Annotated in this window: 15 protein-coding genes and 10 pseudogenes; 10 read left to right on the top strand and 15 right to left on the bottom strand. The window is 57.2% G+C overall.

The window, feature by feature from the left end; genetic code table 11:
• Window positions 1-2: 2 nt before the first annotated feature.
• The 5 genes and pseudogenes from nadA to JCM13995_RS02575 all read right to left on the bottom strand — a co-directional run bounded on the left by nadA (window position 3) and on the right by JCM13995_RS02575 (window position 4,832).
• Entirely contained in the window at window positions 3-1,091 is a 1,089-nt protein-coding gene (gene nadA / locus JCM13995_RS02595) for a quinolinate synthase NadA (protein ID WP_054662168.1), read from the bottom strand.
• Window positions 1,078-2,502 carry an FAD-binding protein gene (locus JCM13995_RS02590; protein WP_439645192.1) on the bottom strand — a complete coding sequence of 475 codons (1,425 nt, stop codon included), beginning with the start codon at window positions 2,500-2,502 and terminating at the stop codon, window positions 1,078-1,080. Before JCM13995_RS02590 ends, nadA begins: the two co-directional genes overlap by 14 nt.
• Window positions 2,503-2,759: 257 nt before the next feature.
• The gene (locus JCM13995_RS02585; protein ID WP_054662165.1) at window positions 2,760-3,686 is read right to left on the bottom strand and encodes a DMT family transporter; all 927 of its coding nucleotides are present in this window, start codon (window positions 3,684-3,686) and stop codon (window positions 2,760-2,762) included.
• Window positions 3,687-3,715: 29 nt separating this feature from the next.
• Window positions 3,716-4,248, bottom strand: a pseudogene (locus JCM13995_RS02580) (DNA-3-methyladenine glycosylase I).
• Window positions 4,249-4,383: 135 nt separating this feature from the next.
• A pseudogene (locus JCM13995_RS02575) lies at window positions 4,384-4,832 on the bottom strand (universal stress protein).
• On the opposite strand from JCM13995_RS02575, the gene JCM13995_RS14840 reads away from it, so the two are divergent.
• The 4 genes and pseudogenes from JCM13995_RS14840 to JCM13995_RS02560 all read left to right on the top strand — a co-directional run bounded on the left by JCM13995_RS14840 (window position 4,728) and on the right by JCM13995_RS02560 (window position 6,825).
• Window positions 4,728-5,036: a hypothetical protein gene (locus tag JCM13995_RS14840; protein WP_162230897.1), complete on the top strand. Its 309-nt coding sequence runs from the start codon at window positions 4,728-4,730 to the stop codon at window positions 5,034-5,036. The pseudogene JCM13995_RS02575 and the gene JCM13995_RS14840 sit on opposite strands and share 105 nt — an antisense overlap.
• 89 nt (window positions 5,037-5,125) lie before the next feature.
• Entirely contained in the window at window positions 5,126-5,518 is a 393-nt protein-coding gene (locus JCM13995_RS02570) for a helix-turn-helix domain-containing protein (RefSeq protein WP_054662162.1), read from the top strand.
• Between the two features lie 89 nt (window positions 5,519-5,607).
• Complete coding sequence (locus JCM13995_RS02565) at window positions 5,608-6,396, top strand: tyrosine-protein phosphatase (protein WP_054662159.1); 789 nt, start codon at window positions 5,608-5,610, stop codon at window positions 6,394-6,396.
• A 64-nt stretch (window positions 6,397-6,460) separates the two neighbouring features.
• Window positions 6,461-6,825, top strand: a pseudogene (locus JCM13995_RS02560) (hypothetical protein).
• Between the two features lie 60 nt (window positions 6,826-6,885).
• Here the strand turns inward: JCM13995_RS02560 and dapF are convergent.
• Window positions 6,886-7,881, bottom strand: coding sequence for a diaminopimelate epimerase (gene dapF, locus JCM13995_RS02555; protein ID WP_054662156.1), 996 nt, complete (start codon window positions 7,879-7,881; stop codon window positions 6,886-6,888).
• Between the two features lie 168 nt (window positions 7,882-8,049).
• Between dapF and lysA the strand changes: the two genes are divergently transcribed.
• Together lysA and JCM13995_RS02545 are read left to right on the top strand one after the other, a co-directional pair.
• A complete protein-coding gene (gene lysA / locus JCM13995_RS02550) occupies window positions 8,050-9,294 on the top strand; it encodes a diaminopimelate decarboxylase (protein WP_369385587.1) in 1,245 nt (414 codons plus the stop codon).
• Between the two features lie 60 nt (window positions 9,295-9,354).
• The gene (locus tag JCM13995_RS02545) at window positions 9,355-9,927 is read left to right on the top strand and encodes a class I SAM-dependent methyltransferase (protein ID WP_054662154.1); all 573 of its coding nucleotides are present in this window, start codon (window positions 9,355-9,357) and stop codon (window positions 9,925-9,927) included.
• A gap of 41 nt (window positions 9,928-9,968) precedes the next feature.
• Here JCM13995_RS02545 and JCM13995_RS17455 read toward each other — a convergent pair.
• Window positions 9,969-10,714: pseudogene (locus JCM13995_RS17455) on the bottom strand (TIGR02452 family protein).
• A gap of 95 nt (window positions 10,715-10,809) precedes the next feature.
• Here JCM13995_RS17455 and JCM13995_RS02535 point away from each other — a divergent pair.
• The 3 genes and pseudogenes from JCM13995_RS02535 (at window position 10,810) to JCM13995_RS02525 (ending at window position 14,327) form a co-directional block, all read left to right on the top strand.
• A pseudogene (locus JCM13995_RS02535) lies at window positions 10,810-12,198 on the top strand (hemolysin family protein).
• A 169-nt stretch (window positions 12,199-12,367) separates the two neighbouring features.
• Window positions 12,368-13,827, top strand: a pseudogene (locus tag JCM13995_RS02530) (MDR family MFS transporter).
• The gene (locus tag JCM13995_RS02525; RefSeq protein ID WP_054662151.1) at window positions 13,824-14,327 is read left to right on the top strand and encodes a DUF4811 domain-containing protein; all 504 of its coding nucleotides are present in this window, start codon (window positions 13,824-13,826) and stop codon (window positions 14,325-14,327) included. The pseudogene JCM13995_RS02530 and the gene JCM13995_RS02525 overlap by 4 nt, the downstream one beginning before the upstream one ends.
• Before the next feature lie 69 nt (window positions 14,328-14,396).
• Here JCM13995_RS02525 and JCM13995_RS02520 read toward each other — a convergent pair.
• The 8 genes and pseudogenes from JCM13995_RS02520 to JCM13995_RS02485 all read right to left on the bottom strand — a co-directional run bounded on the left by JCM13995_RS02520 (window position 14,397) and on the right by JCM13995_RS02485 (window position 22,411).
• A pseudogene (locus JCM13995_RS02520) lies at window positions 14,397-15,074 on the bottom strand (ABC transporter ATP-binding protein).
• 15 nt (window positions 15,075-15,089) lie between these two features.
• Window positions 15,090-16,550, bottom strand: coding sequence for an ABC transporter permease (locus JCM13995_RS02515; RefSeq protein WP_054662148.1), 1,461 nt, complete (start codon window positions 16,548-16,550; stop codon window positions 15,090-15,092).
• 161 nt (window positions 16,551-16,711) lie between these two features.
• Window positions 16,712-17,713: an aldose epimerase family protein gene (locus JCM13995_RS02510; RefSeq protein ID WP_054662145.1), complete on the bottom strand. Its 1,002-nt coding sequence runs from the start codon at window positions 17,711-17,713 to the stop codon at window positions 16,712-16,714.
• A gap of 13 nt (window positions 17,714-17,726) precedes the next feature.
• Window positions 17,727-19,190, bottom strand: a complete 1,464-nt coding sequence (locus JCM13995_RS02505) for a UDP-glucose--hexose-1-phosphate uridylyltransferase (RefSeq protein ID WP_054662142.1) — start codon at window positions 19,188-19,190, stop codon at window positions 17,727-17,729.
• Window positions 19,187-20,183: pseudogene (gene galE / locus JCM13995_RS02500) on the bottom strand (UDP-glucose 4-epimerase GalE). Before galE ends, JCM13995_RS02505 begins: the two are co-directional and overlap by 4 nt.
• A 45-nt stretch (window positions 20,184-20,228) precedes the next feature.
• Window positions 20,229-21,393 (bottom strand): annotated as a pseudogene (locus JCM13995_RS02495) (galactokinase).
• Window positions 21,394-21,425: 32 nt separating this feature from the next.
• Entirely contained in the window at window positions 21,426-21,677 is a 252-nt protein-coding gene (locus tag JCM13995_RS02490) for a substrate-binding domain-containing protein (RefSeq protein WP_054662139.1), read from the bottom strand.
• Window positions 21,659-22,411, bottom strand: a complete 753-nt coding sequence (locus JCM13995_RS02485) for a LacI family DNA-binding transcriptional regulator (RefSeq protein ID WP_054662136.1) — start codon at window positions 22,409-22,411, stop codon at window positions 21,659-21,661. The genes JCM13995_RS02490 and JCM13995_RS02485 overlap by 19 nt, the downstream gene beginning before the upstream one ends.
• A 462-nt stretch (window positions 22,412-22,873) precedes the next feature.
• On the opposite strand from JCM13995_RS02485, the pseudogene JCM13995_RS17450 reads away from it, so the two are divergent.
• A pseudogene (locus JCM13995_RS17450) lies at window positions 22,874-24,241 on the top strand (DHA2 family efflux MFS transporter permease subunit); the annotation flags it as partial.

Below are 24,241 nucleotides of genomic sequence, written 5' to 3'. Positions count from 1 at the left end.
TCCTAACTAAGCGCCAGCATCCGATCAAGCGCCTTTTTGGCCCACTGAGCGGTTTGCGGCGCAACGGTGATCACGTTGGCTGGTTTGCCAGCAGCTAACTGGTCCATCGTCCAGGCCAAGTGCGGCAAATCAATGCGGTTCATCAAAATACAAGCACATGAATACGGGTTGAGGGCCATCACTCGCTTTTCAGGGTAGGTTTTGATCAGCCGACCCACGAGATTGTTATCAGTGCCAACTGCGATTCGAGTATTTTTCGGCGCTTGCTGAATGTAATGAATGAGATCACCAGTGGAACCATAAGCATCGGCAGCCGTCACCACCTCGTGCTTGCATTCCGCGTGCACAATGATTTTGATCCCCGGATACTGGGCCCGAAGCTGATCAATTTGGGCCACACTGAACTGCTGGTGCACTGAACAGTACCCATTCCACAAGATCACCCGATAGTCACCAGGGTTTTCGAGGCGGCCATCCTGAGCATTCCACAGGCCAATTGCCGAGTCAGGCACCCCTAGTGCCATCGCCGTATTGCGACCAAGATACTGATCCGGTAAAAACAGCACGTGTTTGGCCTGCTGAAGGGCCCAGGCAACAATTTTCGGGGCATTACCGGATGTGACCACAACGCCGCCATGCTCACCAACAAATGCCTTGATGGCCGCTGTCGAATTAACATAAGTAACGGGCATAATACTGCTGCCATACTGCGCGGTCAGCGCTTGCCAGGCGGTCGTCAGCTGATACGAGTTAGCCATGTCAGCCATGGAACAGCCAGCCATGGGATCGGGCAAAATCACCGTTTGATCATCACTGGTCAGAATATCTGCTGTTTCGGCCATGAAATGCACCCCACAAAAAACGATCTTTTCAGCAGTATGATTACTGGCGGCAATTTGCGCCAGTTTTAACGAGTCGCCTGTCGCGTCAGCAAACTGGAAGACTTCATCTTTTTGATAATGATGCGCCACTAACAGCAGCCGGTCACCAAAACGCGCTTTGATGGCCAAAATCCGCTCAATCTGCGCTTGGGGCGCTTCGTCGTAATACCGATAAAAGTCCTGCTTTTGCTTCAACTCAGTCAGTAGCATGGGCGTCCTCCTTCATGTAATGTGCGCCAAGGCTCTTCGGTTCCGCTAGCGCGGCCTGTGCGATCAGCTGACTGCATAAGCATAGATTCGCCCGTGTCAGTTCATCGGCAGACAGGTTAGCGGCGGCCAGCTGAGCGTAGTTAAACTGCTGCAGCCAACGCAAAAATGCTTGCAACTGGGGGCGGGTCCGTTCCACCCCAAGGTCTGCCCACGCTCGCTTTTGAAGTGCCGCCAAAGCGGGCAGATGGATCGGTCGCGCCGGCGGTGTCGTGACCGTCATGGGAGACAGCGCCTGTTCAGGCATCTGCTGGATGCTATCGGCCGCTTTTTGGCCGCTGACTAAGCAATCCAGCAGCGAGTTGCTGGCTAACCGGTTGGCGCCATGGACACGATTGCAAGCGACTTCACCGACCGCCCACAACCGTGGCAGTGAAGTGCCGGCATTGAGATCCGCCGCGACGCCGCCCATCATAAAGTGTGCGCCGGGTTGAATGGGAATGCGGGAGGTTTGGCGAAAAGGCACGTGGTGTTTATCCAAATTAGCGGTCACACCAGGGAAATGCTGCTCAAAATTAGCCACCTTAGAAATATCCAGAAACAGCTGATGTCCCTGGGCCTGCCAAGCAGTCAGATGGCGGGCCACCACATCTCGCGGCGCCAGGTCCGCACAGGGGACTCCTGCCATGATCTTGGTGTCATTTTCGTCAACTAAAATCGCCCCAGCACCGCGAATTGCTTCAGTAATGAGCCCATAACAGTGATGGTCGATTGAAAGCAGCGTGGGATGAAACTGGACAAACGCCATATCTGTCAGCTTGACGCCCTCGCGCGCCGCCAGCGCAATGCCATCCCCAGTGACGGTCCGATCATTGGTCGTAAAATCAAACAGATTACCGAGCCCGCCGGTGGCCAAGACAACGGCATCGGCGACCAACACCTCCTGCTTGCCAGTGGCGAGATGCCGAACCAGAACCCCTTGGCAAGCGCCGTTTTGGACAACCAGTTGCAGTGCCTCAACCTGCGTCTGCCAAATGACATGATGCAGTTGCTGCTGAACAAAACTGGTCAATGCCTCCCCGGTTTGATCCCCATTGGCATGCAAAATCCGGTGATGGCTGTGCGCGCCTTCCAAGCCGAAGCTCAATGGCCCATCCGGATGGCGATCAAACGTCATGCCTGCCGCAATTAAGGCCTTGATCAGTTTGGGCCCAAGCGTGACCAACTGCTTGACCGCCGCCTCATCATTGTGATAAACGCCAGCTTTCATTGTGTCTTCTTCATGGGACTGCGGCGAATCGCCAGGGTCTAGTGAAGCAGCGATACCGCCTTGAGCCAACATTGAATTACTTTCACGCCGGTCGCCTTTGGTCACGATCGTCACTGCGCAAGTGTCCTGCAACCGCGTTGCCACAAAGCAGCCAGCTAGGCCACCACCAATAATTAGCACTTTCTTCATTACCCGTTGCCCTCAATCTTTGCTTTTTAGTCAAATCGACTTTTATTCTGCTAAATAAAAAAAGGTGTCGTGACACCTCATGGACTCAGTTGTACACCCCCAGGCCGAGCAGTGCAACAGATAAGCGTTAAATTTTTCACAAGCAAAAAGCGCAAGTCAGTTCGGCCACTGTACTGCACCAAACCAATTTGCGCAAACTCGCAAAGCCAAAATCATGCCGCGGGGTCACGCGGCTTGACCGTCTTGGGTGCCTTGGGGCCTGTCGCCGCCATCAAGAACACCGTCCCGATAATCACCGCCGTGCCCAGCAGCTCGGCAAACCCGAGGTGCAAGTGTAAAAACAGCACTGAGGTGATGGTGGCGCCAATGGGTTCGAAGGCGTCTAGCAGCCCCGCCGCCGTCGCCGAAATGTACCTTAGGCTGGCGAGATACGCCAGATACGCGATCAGCGTCCCAAAAATGACGACAAACCCGAACGCACCCCAGCCCAGGCCGTTCAGGTGCGGGACGCCGATCCACAGCGGCCGATAGAGCGTCATCAGCAGCCCACCAATCAGCTGCGCCCAGCCGACCACGACCAGCGGCGAGTAGTGCGCAAGCAGCCCCGCCGGCAGCAGCGTGTAAAGTGCCGCGGCCAGCGCTGCCCCCAGGCCCCACATCAGCGCGCTCGGCGAAATCGCCAGTGTCGTCAGGTGGCCCTTCGTGACCACCAGCAGCGTGCCAAACATGGCCATGGCGATCACCAGCACGTCAATGCGGCGCGGCAGCTGGCGCGTCTGCACGGCCAGGATCAAAAGGATCACAACCGGCGACAAATACTGCAGCGTGGTGGCAGTCGGTGCGTTGGCCACTTCCACGGCCTTAAAGTAAATGAACTGCATCGTGATCATGCCAAACAGGATAAAAATCGTCATCTGCCAGGCGTCATGTTTGTTCTGCCACGGGGCAAAAATTTGCTTGCCCTCACGCAGCCAGGCAAATGCCATCGTTAAAATACCGGCGATCAGCATCTTAGCCGAAATCAGCCAGGCCACGTCCGTTCCTTGTTGAAATAGCACTTCACTGGCCGGCCCTGACACGCCCCACAGGCACGAGCCAAAAATCGCCAGTCCTAACCCTAGTAACCGTTTATTGTGCATGATTGTCCTACCAGAAATTAATTTTTCAGTCAGGCCAGATGGTCGTCGATCACTCCAGCCCCCTGCAGGAAGCTGTACGCCGTGGTCGGCCCGATCATGGTGATGCCGCGTTTTTTCATGTCCTTGGCGACCGCTGTCGACAGGTCCGTGTACGCCGGCACATCGGCCCAGCGGCGCGGCTTATTGACCAGCTGCTTGCCGTCGGTAAAGTGCCACACATACGCCGCAAAGCTGCCGAACTCTTGTTGGATCTGCTGAACCGCGCGGGCGTTGTGCGGGATCGACGCGAGCTTGCGCCGATTGCGGATGAGCCGCGCGTCTGCCATGAGCGGCAAGATGTCTGCATCCGTCATATGCGCAACGGCCTCAATATCAAAGTCGTGAAACACCTCGTTAAACGCGGCGCGCTTGTTCAGCACCAGCTCCCAATTCAGCCAATTTGCAGGCTTTCCAGGCTGAGCAGCTCGAACAGCTGGCGTTCGTTGTGCTTGGGCACGCCCCATTCATGATCGTGATAGTCTTTTAGCACCGGGCTTTTGGCCCACCAAACTGATTCTTCCATATTAGCACCTCCGCAGGTAGATTACGCGGCCAAAAAGCAGTTTTCCAAGGCCTGACCAAAAAAGGGCCAGCTGTCGTCAAACACAGACTGGCCCACCTAAAAAAGCCCCGCCGCAGCGAGACCCTCAGTGATTGACTAAGCTTCAGTTTTGACGATCAGCACATCACATGGCGCGGTGCGGTTGACGTACTCGGTGACCGAGCCCACCAGCACGCGTTCGACCGCATTCAGCCCCGTGGCGCCGATCATGATCAAATCAGTCTTGTGATCGTGCGGAAAATCAGTCGCGATGACATTTTTCGGATTGCCGAAGCGCACGTGAATCGCCACGTCGGCCAGTCCGGCCTTCTCGGCCCGCTCCTGCAAGCCTCCAGATACTTTTGCGCATCCTGGGTCAGCTGATAAATCGCATCGCCTGAAATCATGCCGCCGTAACCGCCAATAAACTGCTTCGTGTCAAGGACGTTCAAGATGTCCAGGTGGGCGTGGTTGGTCTGTGCGACCTTGACCGCCTTGCTGAATGCCAGCTCAGCCTCGTCGGAGCCATCAACTGGAACCAGTATCGTGGTATATTCTTGATCCATGTGATCACACCCTCTCTTTCTTCAAGCGTAAATCATCAGCCCGTTAAAAACAAGCAGAAGCATCACGGCGGCAGACGCTTTCGCAGACCACAGATAAGCTTTTTTTTAAGAGTAAAAAAATCGTCTAACAGGGGCTTTCAGATTTGCAAAGGGTTTCTATTGAATGTTGACAATAAAAAAATCGATAAAAACGCCCGCGAATAATTGCATTTTCCCAGTAAAAAAGCTAAATTGAACGGTGAACCGATTTCAATTGGTTTAGTGATTCTAACTTATAGGAATGTGGTGAAAATATGACAGAAACAGTTGGCAGTGCCTTGCGTCAGATTCGCAAGGGCCGCGGCGAGTCCATCGTTGAAGTCGCTAAGGCCACGCACACCTCCCCGGCCAGCTTTACCAAGTGGGAAAACGATCAAACGATTCCCAGTGAACGCAGTATCCGCAAGCTTGCGGAGTACTACAACACGGACGCGAACAATATCCTCGCACTTGCCTACCCGGACAAGTACGCGACCAATCGCGATGCGATCGACCTTGATGAGTACAATGTGATCCGCGTTGAAGATCTGCTTGCAGACAACACGATACTGACGTACAACGGCTCTCGCTTGCCGCAGACCAAAAAAGACTTAGTGGCTTCCTTCACCGCCGGTATGATCATCGGCAGTGCGGCGGAGCAGGACTAAGCGCGTCACAAAGTCGCCTGTCCAGGCGGCTTTTTTTATTTTGGCCGCCTTCGGTATACTGAAACCGAATCCATCAAGGAGGTTTTATCGTGACACCCATCGTTCTTCCCATTCACCACGGCTTTAATTTTCGCGACCTCGGCGGCTACAAGACGAAGGCCGGCCAAACGGTGCGCACCCACCGCCTGCTGCGGTCGGGCCGACTCAATGAGCTTTCCGCAACTGATCTGACCTATCTGACGGATTACGGGCTGCAAGCCATCGTCGACTTCCGCTCGCCCCAGGAACGCGCCGATGCCCCTGACCAGGTTCCCGCCGGCGCGCAGGACCTGTTCGATCCGGTTTTCCCCACTGATGAAACCAAGGTCACCGAAGAGGCGGAAGAAGCGCGCCACACCGAGCTGGCCAAGGACCCGCTCGCCGGCTTTCGCAGCATGGTCAACACGTACGCCAGCATCGTGGTGCAGCCCAGCGCAAAAAAAGCGTACCGCCAGTTTTTCGATGTGCTTTTAAGCCAAGGCAGTGACGGCGCGGTCCTGTTTCACTGCAGCGCCGGCAAGGACCGCACCGGCATGGGCGCGGTGTACCTGCTGACCGCGCTCGGCGTCGATCCCATCACGATTCGCCAGGACTATTTGGCTTCGAATCTTTACCTAGTGGCGGAAGGCCAGCGGATGGTGGACGAGGTGATTCAGGCGGGCGGCTCACCAGCGCTGCAATCGTCGTACCGGTCCCTGGGCGGCGTGGCCAACGAGTACCTGGACTCCGCGCTTAACACCATAAACCGGGAATACGGCAACCTGCCGAACTACCTGAAAAACGAGCTCACGTTAAGCGACGCCGAACGTCGCGATTTGCGCGCCTTGTACCTGAAGTGATGTGCAAACCTGTCTTGACCCATGTGCGTTATAATAGACCCAAAGCGGAAAGGAGTGTGCGCTTATGAAACTATACCAAGGATTGACCAGGTGCAGGTGAACGACTCGCTGGTCGATGACGCGCCGAACTTCACGATTCAAACGGAGCTCGACAAGCCGCTGAACTTTGCGCCGACGACGCTTTTCCACTACATTGACAGCGTCCTGAAGCCAGGCAGTCGCCACGACCAGAACAACCTGCGCTTTGTCACGGACCCCGCCTTTATCGGCGAAAACTTTGACTACACAAGTATTCCGGAAACTAAGGCCTACAAGGATTTTGAGGATAAAATGAACTTCGCGCGCAACATGGTTCAAGACCTCAATCGCCACGTGGCCGTCAACATTGATACTAAGAACAATGAGTTCCAGCTCGTCTTTGTGGACTAGCCAGACGCAAACGCCCCGGTTCAGCGAAAAACTGAACCGGGGCGTTTTTTTTAGCTAAGCTTAGATTGCGGCGATGACGTCGCGGTAAGGCAAGGTCGCCACAAATCGCTGGTAGGCGGCCTCCTCGCCGGTTTCGGCGATTTGGGCGCCGCCAAACCGGCCCTGGTGCAACGCGGTTTCCGGCACATCGATCAGGTGGGTCGTCGTCGCGTTACCGATCAGCTCGATCCAGTAATCGGCCCCGCTGCCGTGCACGTTGGTTTGGACCACGCCGCCCGGATTGTAAACCGTGTTGAGTTGATCCAGTGCAGCGGCCTCAGGGTGCGTCAGCACAAAGGCGAGGCTGGTGGCCGCCATCCCGGTACCGCACGCATTGGTGAAGCCGACCCCACGCTCATACGTGCGCGCGAACAAGGTGTGCGCCCCTTCGATGGCGGCAAACGTGACGTTGACCCCTTCTGGGAAGTACGGGTTGGGCGCGTTAAGCTTTTTGCCCAGCGCCCCGATCTTTTCTCCATTAAGTTCAGCTTCAGAGACGAACGCGATCAGGTGCGGGTTCGGCACCGCCACCGCCGTGAAGCGCAACGCTGGGTCTAGTGCCGGCAGCACCTGGTCAACGATTTTATCCGTGCCCAACGCGGCAAACGGCAAAGCGCTGGAGGCAAAGCTGACTGGGGAGATCTCCACCGAAAAGCCTGGCACGCCGGCAGCAAAATCTGCCACATGGCGCACCCGCAGCGCCGCCTCTTCGGTTTGAACGGTGAACTGCTGCTGGCCAGTCTTCTCACTGAGGTAGCGCGCAACGGTCCGCAGCCCATTGCCACACATCTTGGCTAGACTACCATCCGCGTTGATGACGGTCATGCGGCCCACAGCGCCTGCCGCGTCGTCGACGATCAGCATACCGTCCGCCCCACCGAGCAGTCCGGTCTCCCGGCTGCTCAGCCGTTTGGTCAGCGTCACCAATTCCGCGCGTGATAATTGGTGCTCAAGCGTGGTTTGATCCAATAGAAAAAAAGTGTTTTCCGAGCCGTGGACGCGGCGCAATTCAGCCATTCGAAAGCCTCCTCATAATAAGTGGCTAAATTGTAGCACAAGCGCATGCGGCTTGCCATCGATGATTGACCAGCCGACTGGCAAAGGCTAGACTTTGCTTAAACTGACTTCGGGAGGCATTGTCATGAAGATTGAAACGAATGCGGCAGGTCACTTGGTGATTGGAGGCTGCGACGCATTGACGCTGGCCCAGCAATTTGGAACGCCGGCCTACGTGTACGACGTCGCGGCGATCCGCGCGCAATTTCGCGCGTTTGCCAAGGTTTTCAAGGCGCACCACGCCAAGTACGCGATCAGTTATGCCAGCAAGCTTTCGCCACAGTCGCGATGTACCAAGTCGCCGCCCAGGAGCACGCCCATGTGGACGTAGTCTCCGGCGGTGAACTGTACACGGCCCAGGCCGCGCAGTTTCCAATGGCCCATGTGTCTTTTCACGGCAACAACAAAAGCGAAGCAGAACTTCAGCAGGCGCTAGCGGCGCACGTCGGCACCATCATCATCGATAACTTCCATGAGCTTGACCTGCTGGCCGATCTGCTCAAGCAGCAGCCGGCCCGGACCCAAGACGTCCTGCTGCGCGTGACGCCGGGAATTTCCGCCCACACGCACGCGTATGACCAAACAGGGCAAACCGACAGCAAGTTTGGCTTTGATGTCGACTCCGGCCAGGCCAAGGCCGCAGCCACCCGCGTGCTGGCCGATCCGCAGCTGCACCTGCTGGGCATCCACGCCCACATTGGCAGCCAAATTTTTGCGGTCAAGGGGTTTGTGGCAGCGGCAAAGCGCCTGCTCGCCATCTTGACCGACTGGCACGAGACCCTCGATTTCACGCCTACGGTTCTGAACCTTGGCGGCGGCTTTGGGATTGCGTACACCGACAGTGATGACCCGCTGCCCGCGGAAGATTTTGTTGCCGCCATCCTTGATACCATTGCAGCGGCCGACCTGCCGTTTGCCACCCCGGCGATTTGGATCGAACCCGGCCGTTCGATTGTCGGCCCTGCCGGCTACCAACTCTACACCGTTGGCAGTCGCAAGGACGTGCCAGGACTCAAGCCGTTTGTTGCCGTGGATGGCGGGATGGGCGACAACATTCGCCCGGCGCTTTACCAGGCCGACTACCAGGCGGTGCCGGCCGCCGACCCGCACGCCGAAGCAACAGAAACGGTGCGGCTGGTCGGCAAGTACTGCGAGTCGGGCGATATTTTGATCGATCAGGCCAAGTTGCCCCACTTAGAAGCTGGCGCCGTGGTCGCAGTGCTGGCCACTGGCGCATACGGCTACTCAATGGCCTCCAATTACAACCGCAACCCGCGCCCTGCCGTCGTGTTCGCCGAAAATGGCCAGGCCAAACTCGTTGTGCGCCGCGAAAGCTACGCCGACCTGACGAAAAACGACCTCAGCTATCTCTAACTGCCAGCCTGGCACCCTAAGGTCAGTTCTCGTATAATAGTAGCGAAAGGTTGTGCAAATATGGAACCTTATCCCACCATGAAACCTGCTGAAGGCGCCTTGCCGACGAGCAGCAACCAGCCGCTGTGGCCCGTGCTTGCGCAAAAAGCGCCTGACCTTGAAGGCAAGCGGGTCCTTGCGATTCACTCTGGCGACGGCGCCTTCTGCCGCGCTGCCATCAACGCCGGTGCGATTGCGGTGCTGGGTGTGGACCGCGACCGCAATGCAATCAGTGCCGCGCGCGCCGTTGCGAGCTCTGATCGTCTACGCTACCGCATCATGCCGGACCGGCGCTTCGATCTTTTGACCGGGCCCTACGACGTGATTATCGGCCCCTTTGCCTTTCCGGCAGAAGATCTGCGCCAAAGCACTCATCACCTGGCCAAGCTGCTGCGGCCAAGCGGCGAGATGGTCCTCGCCGTCACTGGCGCCGCCGATGCCAGCCAGGTCAAGGCAAACTTATCCAGCTTGATCACCGTCAGTGAATGCTTTGCGCCCAGTCAGCAGCCCACCGGCACGAAACTGTTTGTCGTGGTCGCCCATCGCGCCAAAATCACGCCGCCGGCATCTAAGTGGCGGCGCAATCGTGGCTAGTTTAACCAGTCAGTGCTTTCCGCATCGCGGGAGGCACTTTTTTAGTCGTGCCACCCAGCCAAGGTTTCCTCAAACACCTGCACGCGGCCGCCGTCCGGGTCATAGATCGAGAAAACAATTTCTGGAAAGGCCCCATTAAATTCAGGCCGCAGCAGCTGCTGGCGAAAAATCGTGGCAACTTGGGGCAGCGGATTGCCGAATACCCCACTGCCAAACGCGCCTAAAATCAGGTGATCAGCGCCGTGCGTCTTGAACGCCCGCAGCGTCTGGCTGATTTTAAGGGTAATGTCCGGGGTGGTATCCGCGTCGGTCAAGCCAGGATACGCGCTGCGATTTGGTGCCGCCACGGTCGCAACATCGACATAATGGTCAGTGAGCTCGCGGCTGGCGTCATCAAACACCTGCCGCACGCGGGCGGCGTAAATCAACGCACTGCTGAACAGGCCCCTATTGGCATCTAGTCGGTTGGCTGGTAATACGACTGCTCGAACTGCTGCAGCACAGGCAGCAGGTAGGTGCACTTGGCGATGCTTTCCTCTTGGGCGTGGGCGCCGTACTCGACCCCACCGCCGGGCGTCGTCGGACTGGCAAAGTTCATCACGCCGATGTGACCGCTCAGGCGAGCCATGGTTTTGACCACGTCCTCGTTGATCACCTGCCACTGCGGCGAAGTTTTGCCCTTGGCTGGCGTTTCCGGCAGCCGTTCCGAAATCAGCTCGCCTTGCGGTTTAACCGGATCCTGCTGATACGCTGCCACGCTTTTTCGTACCATGGTGATTTGGTCCACGAGAATCACTCCCCTCTTTTGCTAGCATAACTCACTGGTACGTGTATAATGCTACAATAGTCTCAAAGAATACCAAGAAATGAGGAATCGAATCAATGGATGGTGGCCAAGTTGCCTCTAATCTAGTTGTGTTAGTCATTACGTTTGTGTTTGCCATTTTTTTCGTGGCAGCGGAGTTTGCGCTGGTCCAAAGTCGGCCAAGCGCGTTGGAAGACATGATCGACAAGGGTCAGGGCAATCGCAAAAAAAATTGCAGCGCGCGCTGCGCATGGTCCAGCGACTGAATGAATATCTATCCACCACGCAGGTCGGCACCTCAGTCTGCGGCATCATCCTCGGCTGGATCGGGGAAGATTTTGTCACCTTTTTGCTGATCGACGTCATGAAAATGACGCATCTGGCACTGCCTAACGGGAGTCTCCACGCGATTGGCGCCGTGCTCGGGGTCATTGTGCTGACGTACCTAGAAGTCGTGATCACGGAAATCGTGCCGAAAAACATCGCGATCGATATTCCCGTCAAGGTCCTGATGATCGTCGTCACCCCACTACACTATTTTCACAGCATCTTCTACCCGTTCGTGTGGCTGCTGAACGTCAGCGCTAACGGGCTGGTGCGCCTGATGGGCATGAAACCGGCCGATGAAAGCAACGAGGCCTTCAGCCAAGCCGAAATCCTGAACCTGTCCAAGGCCGCCATTGATAACGGCGACATGGAGCAAAACGATGTCACCTATATGCAGCGGGCCTTTGATCTCAACGACAAAACCGCGCACGACATTATGGTGGATCGCACCAGTCTGGTCGTGATCGATATCAACGCGACCGTGCACGAGGTCATTCGCGACTACCTGCAAGAGGGTTACTCTCGCTTCCCGGTCGTGGCTGACGGCGACAAGGATAAGGTGCTCGGGTACGTCTACATCTACGACCTCGTCAAACAAGCGCAAGTGGACGACACGGTTCACGTGTCCAAGCTCCTGCGCGCCATGGTCACGGTGCCTGAAGCGACGCCAATCAACTCGATCCTGCAGCAGATGATCAAAAAAACAGACCCCAATTGTCGTGGTCGTTGACGAGTACGGCGGCACCAGCGGCATCGTCACTGATAAGGATATCTACGAGGAACTGTTTGGGACCGTCAAGGACGAGATCGATGACGTGTCCGACGAGTACATCATCAAAACAGGCCAGGCAAACGTCTTCAAGGTGTCTGGCAAAACGACGCTGTACGACTTTGAGCGGTTCTTCCACGTTGATCTCAAGCAGTTTGAAAATGCCAACATCGTCACTATCGCGGGCTTTTTGATGGAAGATTACCCCGACCTCAAGCTCAATGATTCAGTGGTGCTGGACCGGTTCAATCTCACTGTCACGGATTATAGCCGCGGCTTTGCCAACTGGTTCAACGTCACAGTGGGGCCGGAGATTCCGAAGGCCATGGACGTTGACGGCGACGGTGAAGATGAAGAATTACCAGTTTAAGTTTCAGAAAAGCGGATAGACCTGGGCTCAGGCCTATTTTTTTGTCCTCTGAGGTAGGGACCGCGTGCGGTCGGCAATCAGCTTTCCATACGTAAGAGTTGTAACTTACCATTAATTAGTGATAGACTTATTAATTGCAATTTTAATTATTGAAGGGAATGAAAATTACATGACTCAGCCCACAGACGTCAACGGCAAGCCTTACAATCGAAACTTGCTCGTTGTCACCATGCTGATTGGGACGTTTACGACGTTCCTGACGCAGACGATCCTGACCACGGCCTTTCCCACGCTGATGAAAACTTTCCACATCAACGCGTCGGCCGTCCAATGGTTAACCACCGGGTTCATGCTCGTGATGGGGATCATGATCCCCGTTTCGGCGTGGTTACTCAGCAAATTCAACGTGAAGTACCTGTACATGACCGCCATTTCAATCTTTTTCGTCGGCACCTTGATCTCGCGCTTCGCGGTCAGTTTCCCGATGCTGCTGACAGGCCGGCTGATTCAGGCGATGGGCGTCGGCATGTCCGCGCCGACCTTCCAGACCGTCATGTACTCAGTCTTCCCGCCAAACAAACGGGGTTCCGCCATGGGTCTGGCTGGCATCGTCATCGGCCTGGCACCGGCGGTCGGGCCAACCCTGTCTGGCTGGATCCTGCTCAACCACTCGTGGCGCTCGCTGTTTTCCGTCATCCTGCCGATCGCCGCGCTGGTGCTCATTTTGTCATCCTATTCGATGCGCAAGGTGCTGACCACGACGAATCCTAAAATCGACGTGCTATCCGTCGTTGAGTCCACCATCGGGTTTGGCTCGCTGCTGTACGGCTTCTCAAGCGTCGGCGATGCCGGCTGGGGCTCCCCGATCGTCATCGGCAGCTTGGTCCTCGGCATTGTGGTCGTGGCGGCCTTTGTCTACCGCCAGCTGCACCTGGACAAACCGCTGCTGGAGCTGCGCGTGTTCACCAGCAAAACCTACACCCTGTCCGTGATCTTGACGGCCGTCGCCTTCATGTCGATGGTCGGCGTGGAAATGGTCCTGCCGATGTACATCCAGACGATTCGCGGCCAAAGCGCCTTCCACTCAGGCTGATCCTCCTGCCTGGGGCCATCATGATGGGGATCATGTCGCCGATCACCGGCCGGATTTTTGACCGCATGGGCGCCAAGCGGCTGGCCACGACCGGCCTGTTCCTGCTGCTGGTCGGCACGTTCCCGCTGATCACCCTGACGCCGGATACGCCTATCCTGTTCGTGACGGTGCTGTACACGGTCCGGATGTTCGGTATTACCATGGTCACCATGCCCGTCACCACCAGCGGCATGAACGCCCTGCCGGACAACCTGATCAACCACGGGACGGCTGTCAACAACACCGTGCGCCAGATTGCGGCGTCAATTGGCACCGCGATCCTGGTTTCCGTACTGGCCTCGGTCACCAAAGGCCAGACGCCGACCGCCGGCTTAGCCAAAAGCAACCCGATCGCCTTTGCGCGCCAAATGCAAACTGCGACCGTGGCCGGCTACCGCGCAGCCTTCGTGGTGTCGCTGATTTTTGCCGCCATCGGGTTTCTGCTTAGTTTGCGCCTAACCAACGACACCATTGATCAAGGAGGGGACCGCTCATGATTCTGGTTATCCTAATTGTTGCGGCACTGGCGCTTTTTCTGGTCGCGGTGCTGGGCCAACGCTCCCTGCGCCGCCGGATCTGGATCGCGGGGCTCGGCGTCTTGCTGATTGCCAGCGTCGGCGCCATTGCGGCCAATGACGCCTCGCGCTTCGGCATGACCACCAAAGTGTTCACCCAAACCACTGAAATCGTCGGTGCGGCTGATCACACAATCCTGACCGTCCCAATCGGCACCGCCAAGCAAAATCTCGCGGTGGTCTACCGCAAGAATCCGCTCAGCAAAAAGGTCTCAGTGGCAAAGCCCGGCGTCAATACTGATGTAAAGCTGCACCGCACCAATTCACGGCAAGCGCACGTGACTATCAAGCGCACCGAGCTGCGTTACAAGGACACCTTTGCCGCCTTCCTCTTCGCCGGCTCCGGCCAAAATGGCCAGGTGCTTACCACCACCTACGACTTCGCCATTCCGCAATCCTGGCGCGTCAGCGAGCGCAAGTAAATCTAGCGAAAAAGCTCAACCTCAGCGGGTTGAGCTTTTTTTTGTCAGGTTAATTCCTATGTTCACCCCTCACACTGCTGCGGCGGTGGGCGTTTTCTCCCACCTGAAGGTCCGCTGAGCCAGGCGCAGCACGCCATCGCACTGCTCGGCCACGCTGTTCATGGGTGACGATGATCACGCACTTGCCCTGCTCATGGGCGATTTGGTTGAACAAGGCAATCACCTCATCCGTGTTGGCCTCGTCCAGGTTCCCAGTGGCTCATCGGCGACCACCAGCGGCGCGTCGCAGACCATCGTGCGGGCGATGGCCACGCGCTGCTGCTGACCGCCCGAGAGACGCTGGACATTCTGGGTCATCTGCTCATCCGTCAGGCCCAGCCTGCGCAGCATGTCCCGGGAAAATTCCTGATCGCCCCGGCGGCTGGACTTCGTGATGGCCATCGCGGTCATCAGATTCTCCAGCGCCGACATGTAGGTGAAGAGATTGAACGCTTGAAAAACGACACTGACTTGCCGCCTTCGATAAGCGCCCAGACCCATCTTGGCAATGTCCTGCCCGGCAATCTTGATCTTCCCGGCCTTGGGCGCGTCTAGCCCCGCCAGCAGCGACACCATGGTGGTTTTGCCAGTGCCGGACTGGCCGACAATAGCATAGGAGCGCCCGGGCTCAAACCGCAGGTCGACGTCCTTGAACAAGTAGTCCGATGCGGTCGTATACCAGTAAGTCATCTTCTCAGTTTCTAACATCGTTGACCCTCCAGTCTATTGAATCAGAATCATCTTGGGCTGAAGCCGCAAGATGCCCGCAGCCGCAGCCAGAATCGCCAATAAAATGATGGCAAGCCCTAGCCCGAACAACAGCGCGACGTCTTTGGCCGTCACCTTGACCGCCAGTTTGGTCTGCTTTTGCTGTGTGGCCGCACCAGTCCGTGCGCTCCCAGGCATTTGGCCGCTAGGACCGCCAGCTGGTGCTTGCCCACTTGGCGCGCCGCCCTTGCCGCCGAGCATTTGGCTCGCGGTTTGGCCGGTGCTGGTGCTCGACGCACTGGCTGTCACTTGCGCGGCCAACCGGTTGCCGACGAAGGTACCCCCAGCGGCCGCAATGCCAACGCCGACCAGGAGCACGACAAACAGTTCAACGAAGAACTGGGCAATGATCTTAAAGCGACTTTCGCCCATCGCCATTAAGATTCCAATTTCGTAGCGCCGTTCGCGGATCATCAAAATCACGATCAAGGCCAGGATGATGGTCCCGGCAATTGCGACCAGCCAAACGACCTTGTCCGCAAAACTCGTCACACTGCTCATTGAGGTTTTGACCATCTGGTAGTTCTGGTCATCCAGGCTCAGACTGTACTTACTGGAGACCAGCTTGCTCGCCTGCTTCTTGACTGCAGCGACCTGGCTCGGGGTGCTGACAGTGAAGACCACCGAATCCGCCGTTCCTTGGTATTTACTACCTTTAAGCGTGTTGGCCAGCGTGTAGCTCGTAAATATCGTGTTGGCCGGGTCGCTGGCACCGGGACCCATGGTTGCCGTGGCGGTGCTCTTCGCCTTATAGATGCCGACGATTTTCAGGGCATGCGTCTTCTTGGTCCCGCTTGTCGCCTTGACTGTGATCGTGTCGCCGACCTTAAGGCTGTTTTGCGTGGCGAGTTCGCTTTCGATCACGACGTTATTAGTGCCAACGTCGCTGGTCTTCAGGCCGCGCCCTTTAGTGAGCTTATCTGTGCCGTCAGCAAAGCTGCTACTACTGCTGGTACTCGACACCCCTGAGAGACTGATGTCACCACGGCTGGTCGTCATGCCGCTTGGGCCTTGGCTGCTGGCAGAGGAGGTACTGATCGCGTCAAAATTCTTGGCGTTTGCTGAGGCCGAAACGGCGACACTATAGCCGGAAACATAGTCGAGCTTAGCGATTTCTTTTGCGCTGCTTAGTTTGACCGGGGTCAGCGTCAGGCTGGGGGGCTGACCCCCTGGCTGCCCACCGGGGGTACCGCTGCTGCCACTGCGCATTTTCTTGAAGGCCGCCTGGCGGTTGGCGGTCAAGGTAATGGTGGCACCCACGCTGCTTTTGGCGTTGGCGACGGCTTGGCTCGCCGCCGACTTGATCAACAAGCCTGCCATGACGAACAGCATGATGGCCCCGGTCACCAAGATCAGCAATAGACTGCGGCCCTTTCTGGCAATCAGGTTAAGCCATGCACGTTTAATAAAATTCATGGTCGATGCTCCAATCTGAATGATTTCGTCTTCACGACAGAGATTAGATTATCGGCCAATTAGGTGTAAATTATGAATTTTTCGCAGTGATTCCATATTGCGAAAAGACTTTTTTTGCGATGAAAAAATAACCCCTTCGCGGCTGCGAAGGGGTATTAGTGTTATTCAAAGAAGCGCCAACTGGTTTCCAGATCATACGGCTCGCCTGGCAGCAGCGTAATGCTGGACCAGTCCTGCCCGCTTGGTGGCGCAATCTGCGCCTCCAGCGCCACGCCGCTGTGCGCCCCAATGTTGTGGGCGATGCCGCTGTGGTCAAAGTGATTGGCGGTGTACATGACCACCGCCGGCGCCGTCGTGGTCAGTGCCATTTTGCGACCGGTCTTACCCGTGAGCAGCACGGCCTGCGCCTTTTTAATCAGGAACGGGTGGTCAAAGCCTTGCTCGTCCAGCACCTGCGGCATTCGGTCGCCCAGCTTGGCCCCGCTGCGAAAATCAAACGGGGTCCCGGCCACAGGCGCCCAGCCGCTGCTGGGCAGGTGGTGGTCGTCAAGCGGTGCGTAATGATCCGCCGCCAAAGTCAGCGTTGCGTCGTCAATCCCGGCCGTCAGCCCGTCCAGTGCGAAGTAGACGTGATTGGTCGGATTGTACAGCGTTTCCTCGTCGGTGACGGCGTGAAGCGCAAAGGTCAGCGTGTTGTTCGCATGCAAGGTGTAGGTGACGGTCGTTTTGACATTCCCCGGGAAGCAGTTGTGGCCGGCCGGATCCAGCAGCGTGAACGTCACCTGGTCGCCGGTTTCACTCTCCTGATAACGGGCGGTGAACACCTGCGTGTCCGACCCTTCCGGACCGCCGTGGATGGCATTGTCGCCTTCGCCGGCCAGCAGGGTCACATCCCCACCCGCACGGTGCCAGACATGACCCGGCAAGCGGCCGACCACGCGGCCGACCGTCCCGCCCAGGAAGTTGCGCTCCTTGGCATAGTCGGCAATGCTGGGCAGGGTCAGGATCTGATCCAGCGGCCCGTGTGCAGTCGGCACCACCACGCGCGCCAAGGTCGCGCCGTAGTTAAGCAGATGAACGGCCATTCCCGCCTGGTTGGTCAGGATGAACTCATACAACGGCTCGCCGCGCAGCGTGCCGTATTTGTGCATTTGAATGCTCATGACATGCCTCCTGTCATAGCGCCTTGACGAACCGGCCAAACGCCGCGCGGCCTGCCGCATCACGCTTGAACACCCCGGCGTCTTCCAGCACCCGCGCAAACACGTGGCCCACGGCGTCATCAAGCTGGGCATCGGCATTGGCTGGCGTCCAGGTCTGCTGCTCCTTGAGGTGATCCGCCCAGGGCTTGTGACTGGCGGCAATCTGATTGGGCTGGTCCAGCAGATACTTTTTGACCTCGACCAGTTCGGTCTTGAGCCGTGCCGGCAAAATGGCTAGGCCCATCACTTCGATCAAACCGATATTTTCGCGCTTGATGTGCTGAACGTCCTGATGCGGATGAAAAATGCCATCCGGAAATTCAGACGAGGTCTGGTTATCCCGCAGCACTAGATCCAGGCGAAAGACGTCTCCATCGCGCGTGGCGATCGGCGTCACTGTGTGATGACGCTCACCTGCTGTTTGGGCCCGGACATCGACTGACTCATCGGTGTACGCCGCCCAAGTCGCACGAACCTGCTCGGCCGCTGAAACCAGCGCCTCCTTGTCCGCCGACTCCAGACGGATCACACTCATTGGCCACTTCACGATCCCGGCGGACACCTGCGGCCACTGGGTCAGCTTAAACGGCGTCTCCACGGCAGCTTTGTTCATTGCAAACACGTGCTTGCCGCCCTGATAGTGCTCGTGCGCCAGCATTGAGCCGCCGACGATCGGCAGGTCGGCATTGCTGCCGACAAAGTAATCCGGGAACAGCGTCAAGATCTCCAGCAGGTTCGTGAAGGTCGTGCGCGTGATTTTCATCGGCTCATGCACACTGTCCAGAAAAATCGCGTGCTCCCCAAAATACGCATACGGCGAGTACTGGAAGCCCCAAGTGCGCCCCCCTAAAGTGAAACGAACGATGCGGTGGTTGCCCCGCGCCGGATAATCGCTGCGGCCGGCGTACCCCTCATTTTCCATGCACAGCTGGCAGGCCGGGTAAGTCGCAGTGGCGCTGGCATGAGCTGCCGCAGCGATGTCCTTCGGGTCCTTTTCTGGTTTGGATAGGTTGATGGTGATCTCCAGGTCGCCATAGTCCGTGCGCGTGGTGAAGCCGATGTTCTTGGCAATCGCACGGGTTTGAATGTAGTTATTCGCTCGTGACAGACCGTAGAACCAATCTGTGGCCGTTTTCGGCGACGCCTGATACTTCTGCCAAAAGGCCGCGTTGGTCTGGCTTGGCGTCGGGGTGGCCAAGGCCATCAGCTCGGCCTCCAGAATCTGGCGGGCGCTCAGCCGGTCTTCGATCCTACCGCTTTGGATCCCAGCCTCAACCAGCTGATCGAGGTTCGCTAACGCATCAGCCTGCGCCGGCAAATCGCGGGCGGCATCACCAACCAAGTTCAGGATTCGATTCACGAGAAAGGTCCGATCCAGCTCGGAGTACGCCGTGTTCAGCTGGAGAATGTAATCAACCTGGCGCTCGACTGCTGTCATGCCCGGTCACCGTAGCCTTTCGGGTGACTTTCGTGCCAGTTCCAGGCGGTTTCGATGACCTTTTCGACGTCATCGTACTGCGGCTTCCAGCCCAGAATCTCGCGAGCTTTATCAGACGCCGCAATCAGCGTGCTGGGATCCCCGGCCCGCCGCGGCCCAATCGTGGCCGGGATTTCCTTGCCGGTCACCTTGCGCGCCGCGTTCAGGATCTCCAAGTTGGAAAAGCCCGTGGCGGAACCCAGGTTAAAGGCGTTCGAGTCGTGTTCTTCGCGCAGGTACTTCAGCGCGAGAATGTGGCATCGGCCAAATCGACCACATGGACGTAATCGCGCACGTTGGTGCCGTCCTTGGTCGGATAATCATCACCGAAAATCTGCAGTCCGGTGCGCGTCCCTGCCGCGACCTGCAAAATAATTGGGATCAGGTGCGTCTCAGGGTGGTGGTCCTCACCAATGCTGCCGTCTGGCATGGCACCGGCGACGTTGAAGTAGCGCAGCGCGACAAACTTGATGCCGTACGCAACGTCGCTCCAGTGCATAATTTTTTTTCCATGGCCAGCTTGGACTCGCCGTAGGGATTGGTCGGGACCTGCGGATCGGTTTCTTTGATGGGAATCGATTTCGGCTCACCATACGTGGCCGCCGTTGAGGAAAAGACGATCTTATTGATGCCGAATTGGTGCATGGCCTCCAGCAGCGTGATCAAACCGCCGGTGTTGTTATCAAAGTACTTGAGCGGATCTTTCATCGACTCCGGCACGATGGAAAAAGCCGCGAAGTGAATGATGCCCTCAATTTTTTCCTTTGAAAATACACTGCTCAGAAACTTGTAGTCGCGAATGTCGCCTTGGTAAAAGCGCGCCTTCGGGTCCACCGCCTGGCGATGGCCGGTGATCAAGTTATCAAGCACGACGACGTCCTCGCCGGCCTTGACCAGCTGCGCCACGGTGTGCGAGCCGATGTAACCGGCCCCACCTAAAACTGCAATTGTCATCAACAAAACTTCCTTTCCTATTTCCCTGAAACCTGAACAGGCGCCTTAATCCAACCGCTTGGGGCCGTCAGCAATTTCTGCGACGTAGAACGATGGCGCGTAGCCAATCGTCTCTTGGTACTTAGCACCGACCGCCGCCTTGACCGCGTCAACGTGGTCCTTGGCCACCAGCGCGATCGCACAGCCGCCAAACCCGGCGCCGGTCATGCGAGCGCCCAACACGCCAGGCTGCTTAACGGCCTCTTTGACCAGCGTGTCGAGCTCAACGCCGGTCACCTCGTAATCATACGCCAGGCTGACGCCGGACGCTGAGACTAAGTGGCCGAAGCCGACCAGGTCGCCGGCCTTGAGCTGAGCTGCGCCTTGATAGTCCGCTGGTTTTCAAACACCGCGTGGCGCGCACGCCGAATCAGGGTGCCGTCGTAAATCAGGTAACTGGCCTGATCGAATTGATCCTCATTCAGGTCACCAAGGGTCTTGATGTCGAGCTTAGTCTGCAGGCGGCGCAACGCCTCCTCGCACTCGCTGCGGCGCTCGTTGTACTTGGAGTCGGCCAGCTCACGGCGCTTGTTGGTGTTCATGATCAAGATCACATTGTCTTGCAGGTCCAGCGGCACGGATTCGTATTCCAGCGTGTTGGTGTCCAGCAAAGTCGCGTGATTCGCCTTACCCATGCCGATCGCGAACTGATCCATGATCCCGGAGTTGACGCCAATGTAGCCATTTTCAACCTTCTGGCCCAGCTTGATCAGATCAAGCATGGATTCCTTCAACCGTACTGATCCTTGAGAATCGTCCCTGCCAGCAGCTCGAGGGAAGCCGAGCTCGACAGGCCGGCGCCGTTTGGCAGGTTGCCGAAGATGTAAACATCCAGGCCTTGGGTGAAGGCTGGATAATTCTTTTGCAGCAGCTGCGCCATGCCCTTGAAGTAATCTGTCCACTTCTTGTCGGCCGGTGTTGCGAGGTCACTGAGGGCGACCTCAACGATACCCACTTGGTCAAAATTACCCGAGTACAGCCGCAGCGCCCCCGCGTCATTTTGGGCCACTGCCGCGTACGTCCCAAGGCTGATCGCGCACGGGAAAACATGCCCACCGTTGTAGTCGGTGTGCTCGCCGATCAGGTTGATCCGGCCTGGCGCAAAATAAGTGGCCGAGGCTGGCTGACCAAACACCGCTTCAAATTTTGTCTTCAGTTCCTCTACATCCATTATTGCTTCCTCCTTTAAGGTCAAACTACAAATTAATTAGTACTGCCGCGAACAATCAGTTCGCTTTCAGGGGTGATGCGCAGCGGAAAAGTGAGCGTTCCCTCCAGCTTAGCCTGCAACAGCTGGACCGCCGCGGCACCGAGTTCCTCGCTGCGCACGCGCACCGAAGTCAGCGCGGGGCTGACAAACCGCCCCATGTTCAGATCGTTGAACCCGTATACCGCGACCTGCTCCGGGACCTTGATGCCGTGCTCCTGCAAGGCCTTCAGCGCGCCGATCCCCATTTCATCGTTTGCGGAAAAAAAATGGCGTCAAACGCGCAGTGATCACGCTTGGCGAGAAACTGCGAGATCACCTTGTACGCCCCGTTCATCGTGAAATCAGAAGTCAACGTGGTCGCAATGGGCAGCCCGGCCGCTACCGCCTGCAAGGGGAAGAAGTGGGTGCGCGGATCGGCCAGGGCGAACCCGTCACTAGCGTGTTCCTGGCCCGCCAGAAACAGGGGGTGCCGCACACCACTTTGCACCATGTGCGCGACGACTTGCGCCACACCACCTTCAAAATCTGGAACGACACAGGACAGTTTACGGGAAAGCACGTCCTGATCAATGACGATCAGTGGCTGATCGCGGGTGGTCAGCTTGGTCAACTGAGCGGGACTAAACTTGCCCAGCGCCAGCACCCCATCGTAGCGCGACAGTGCCGGCATCGAATCGCCCGGGAAAAACCGGACCACGCCTAAGTCAACGGCAGCGAGTTCCTGTTCCACCGCTTGGCGGATCGTGCTGTAGTAATCCGTGCTCATGCCCTTGGCATCTGGGTACCACTGATAGAGCACGACCGTTCCACTATTCTTGTGGCGCACCGTCGGCCTAGCGTAGCCCAAGGTCGAAGCGGCCTTCAGGACGTTCTGGCGGGTCTGGTCCGTGACGGAAAAGCTCTCATCACGATTCAGCACCCGACTGGCGGTGGTAATGGAAACCTGGGCTGCCGCGGCGACATCTTTGAGTGTTGCCATGCACACGCCTCCTCTCTTTCTCCAATTTTACTGAATGCCGGTAAAAAGTAAAGCGCATTCAGCGTTTTCGTAGATATTTCTAGGTGATTCAAAAAATATTGCTAGTCCAAGTTACCAAAGCTGGTTGCTGTTATGTAGGCATTCTGATAAATGAAGCAGGTCCGTTTCGACTACTAAAATATTTACTAAAACATTTCTCAGTTTTTTTTAGTTTCCGACCCTGAAACCTGTACTACAGAGCGTGCTCTGGCACCACCTGTCGCCCCACCGTTTTCAGAAAATGCTTGACTTGGGAGGCCGCTTGCGCGTATTATAACCAGACGTTGGGCCTCGGCCCGAAAAGAACAAATCGCAGCAACATTCCGCCTATTATGGTGCTGCCAAGTCCCCATGCCAATGCCGTGGGGATTTTTTTGTTGGTTTGGTAAGGGCAATTTTTTTCAGGTAAGGAGTTTTTATTTTATGGAAATGTCTCAAAGTCTGCCGAAAGCGCGCGTGCAAATTGCACATCCCGCCGTTGCGATGCTGGGCCTCATGATCGGCTCGTTCGTCGGCATGTTCTCAGAAACCGCACTGAATATCGCGCTGCCATCCCTGATGGCATCTCTTCATGTCACTCAAGGCACCGTTCAGTGGCTGGTCACAGGCTACATGCTGGTCATCGGGATCTGCATGCCGCTATCCAGCATGCTGACGAAGCGGTTCGCCACTAAGAAGATCGTGCTGTTCGGCCTTGGTGCCTTCCTGATTGGCGCCGTCATCGCCGCTTTGGCACCCACTTTCCCCGTCCTGTTATTCGGGAGAATGATGCAGGGGATCGGCACCGGGTTGGTGCTGCCGCTGATGTTCGCCGTCGCGATGCAGATCTTCCCGCCGTATCGCCTGGGCACTGTCATGGGCTTGGCCGCTTTGGTCATCATGTTCGCACCTGCCATCGGCCCAACCATCACTGGGATCCTGCTGGGCGTTTCGTCCTGGCACGCCATTTTCTGGCTGCTCGTGCCGTTCTTGGCGGTTGCTTCATCCTGACTGCCGTCGCGCTGGACAACGCCTTTGAACAGAAAAGTGTTTCCATCGACTGGGCGTCCATTGCGCTATCCACGATTGGCTTCGGTGGTATCGTCATCGGGACCTCGATGGCCAGTGACGCTGGTTGGTTGTCCGTCCGCGTCATCTTGGCGCTGGTTGTCGGCATCGCCGCATTAGCCATGTACGCCGGCCGTCAGCAGAGTCAAACTGCCCCAATGCTGAACTTAAAGGCATTCAAAAACCGTGCCTTCACTACCGGCACCTTGCTGGTCATGCTGGACTTCGGCGTGATTCTCGCCTCGATGTACCTGCTGCCTCAATACCTGCAAAACGTCATGGGCCTGCCTGTCGCAATGACCGGTTTGGCCATGCTGCCCGGCGGCATCGTCAACGCTGCGGTGTCCGCTGTTGCCGGTCGCCTTTACGACCACTTCGGGGCCAAGTGGCTCACCCGCATTGGCTTCATCGTCGCGATGATCGGCGTCGTGGTCCTGATGTCAACTAACGCGCACAGCAGCCTGGCCCGAGTCATCGCCGGCCACATCATTTTGATGATTGGCGCACCGCTCGCCATGTCGCCTGCTCAGACTTACGGTCTGAACTCCCTGCCTGGGTCCGAGAGTGCTGATGGCAGTGCCATTCTCAACACCCTGCAGCAAATCGTCGGGGCCGTGGCCACCGCCATTGCCACGTCAATGCTCGCCTTGGGCTCGGCTCAGCAGGCTGGCGTTGCCGGTTTGACCACCGGCGCCCACCTCGGCTTCGGCTTTGTCCTGATCATTGCCATTGTCGCCTTCATCG

The organism is Lacticaseibacillus camelliae DSM 22697 = JCM 13995, assembly GCF_001311195.1.
GTDB lineage: Bacteria > Bacillota > Bacilli > Lactobacillales > Lactobacillaceae > Lacticaseibacillus > Lacticaseibacillus camelliae.
This window is presented reverse-complemented; position numbering and strand designations above follow the sequence as displayed.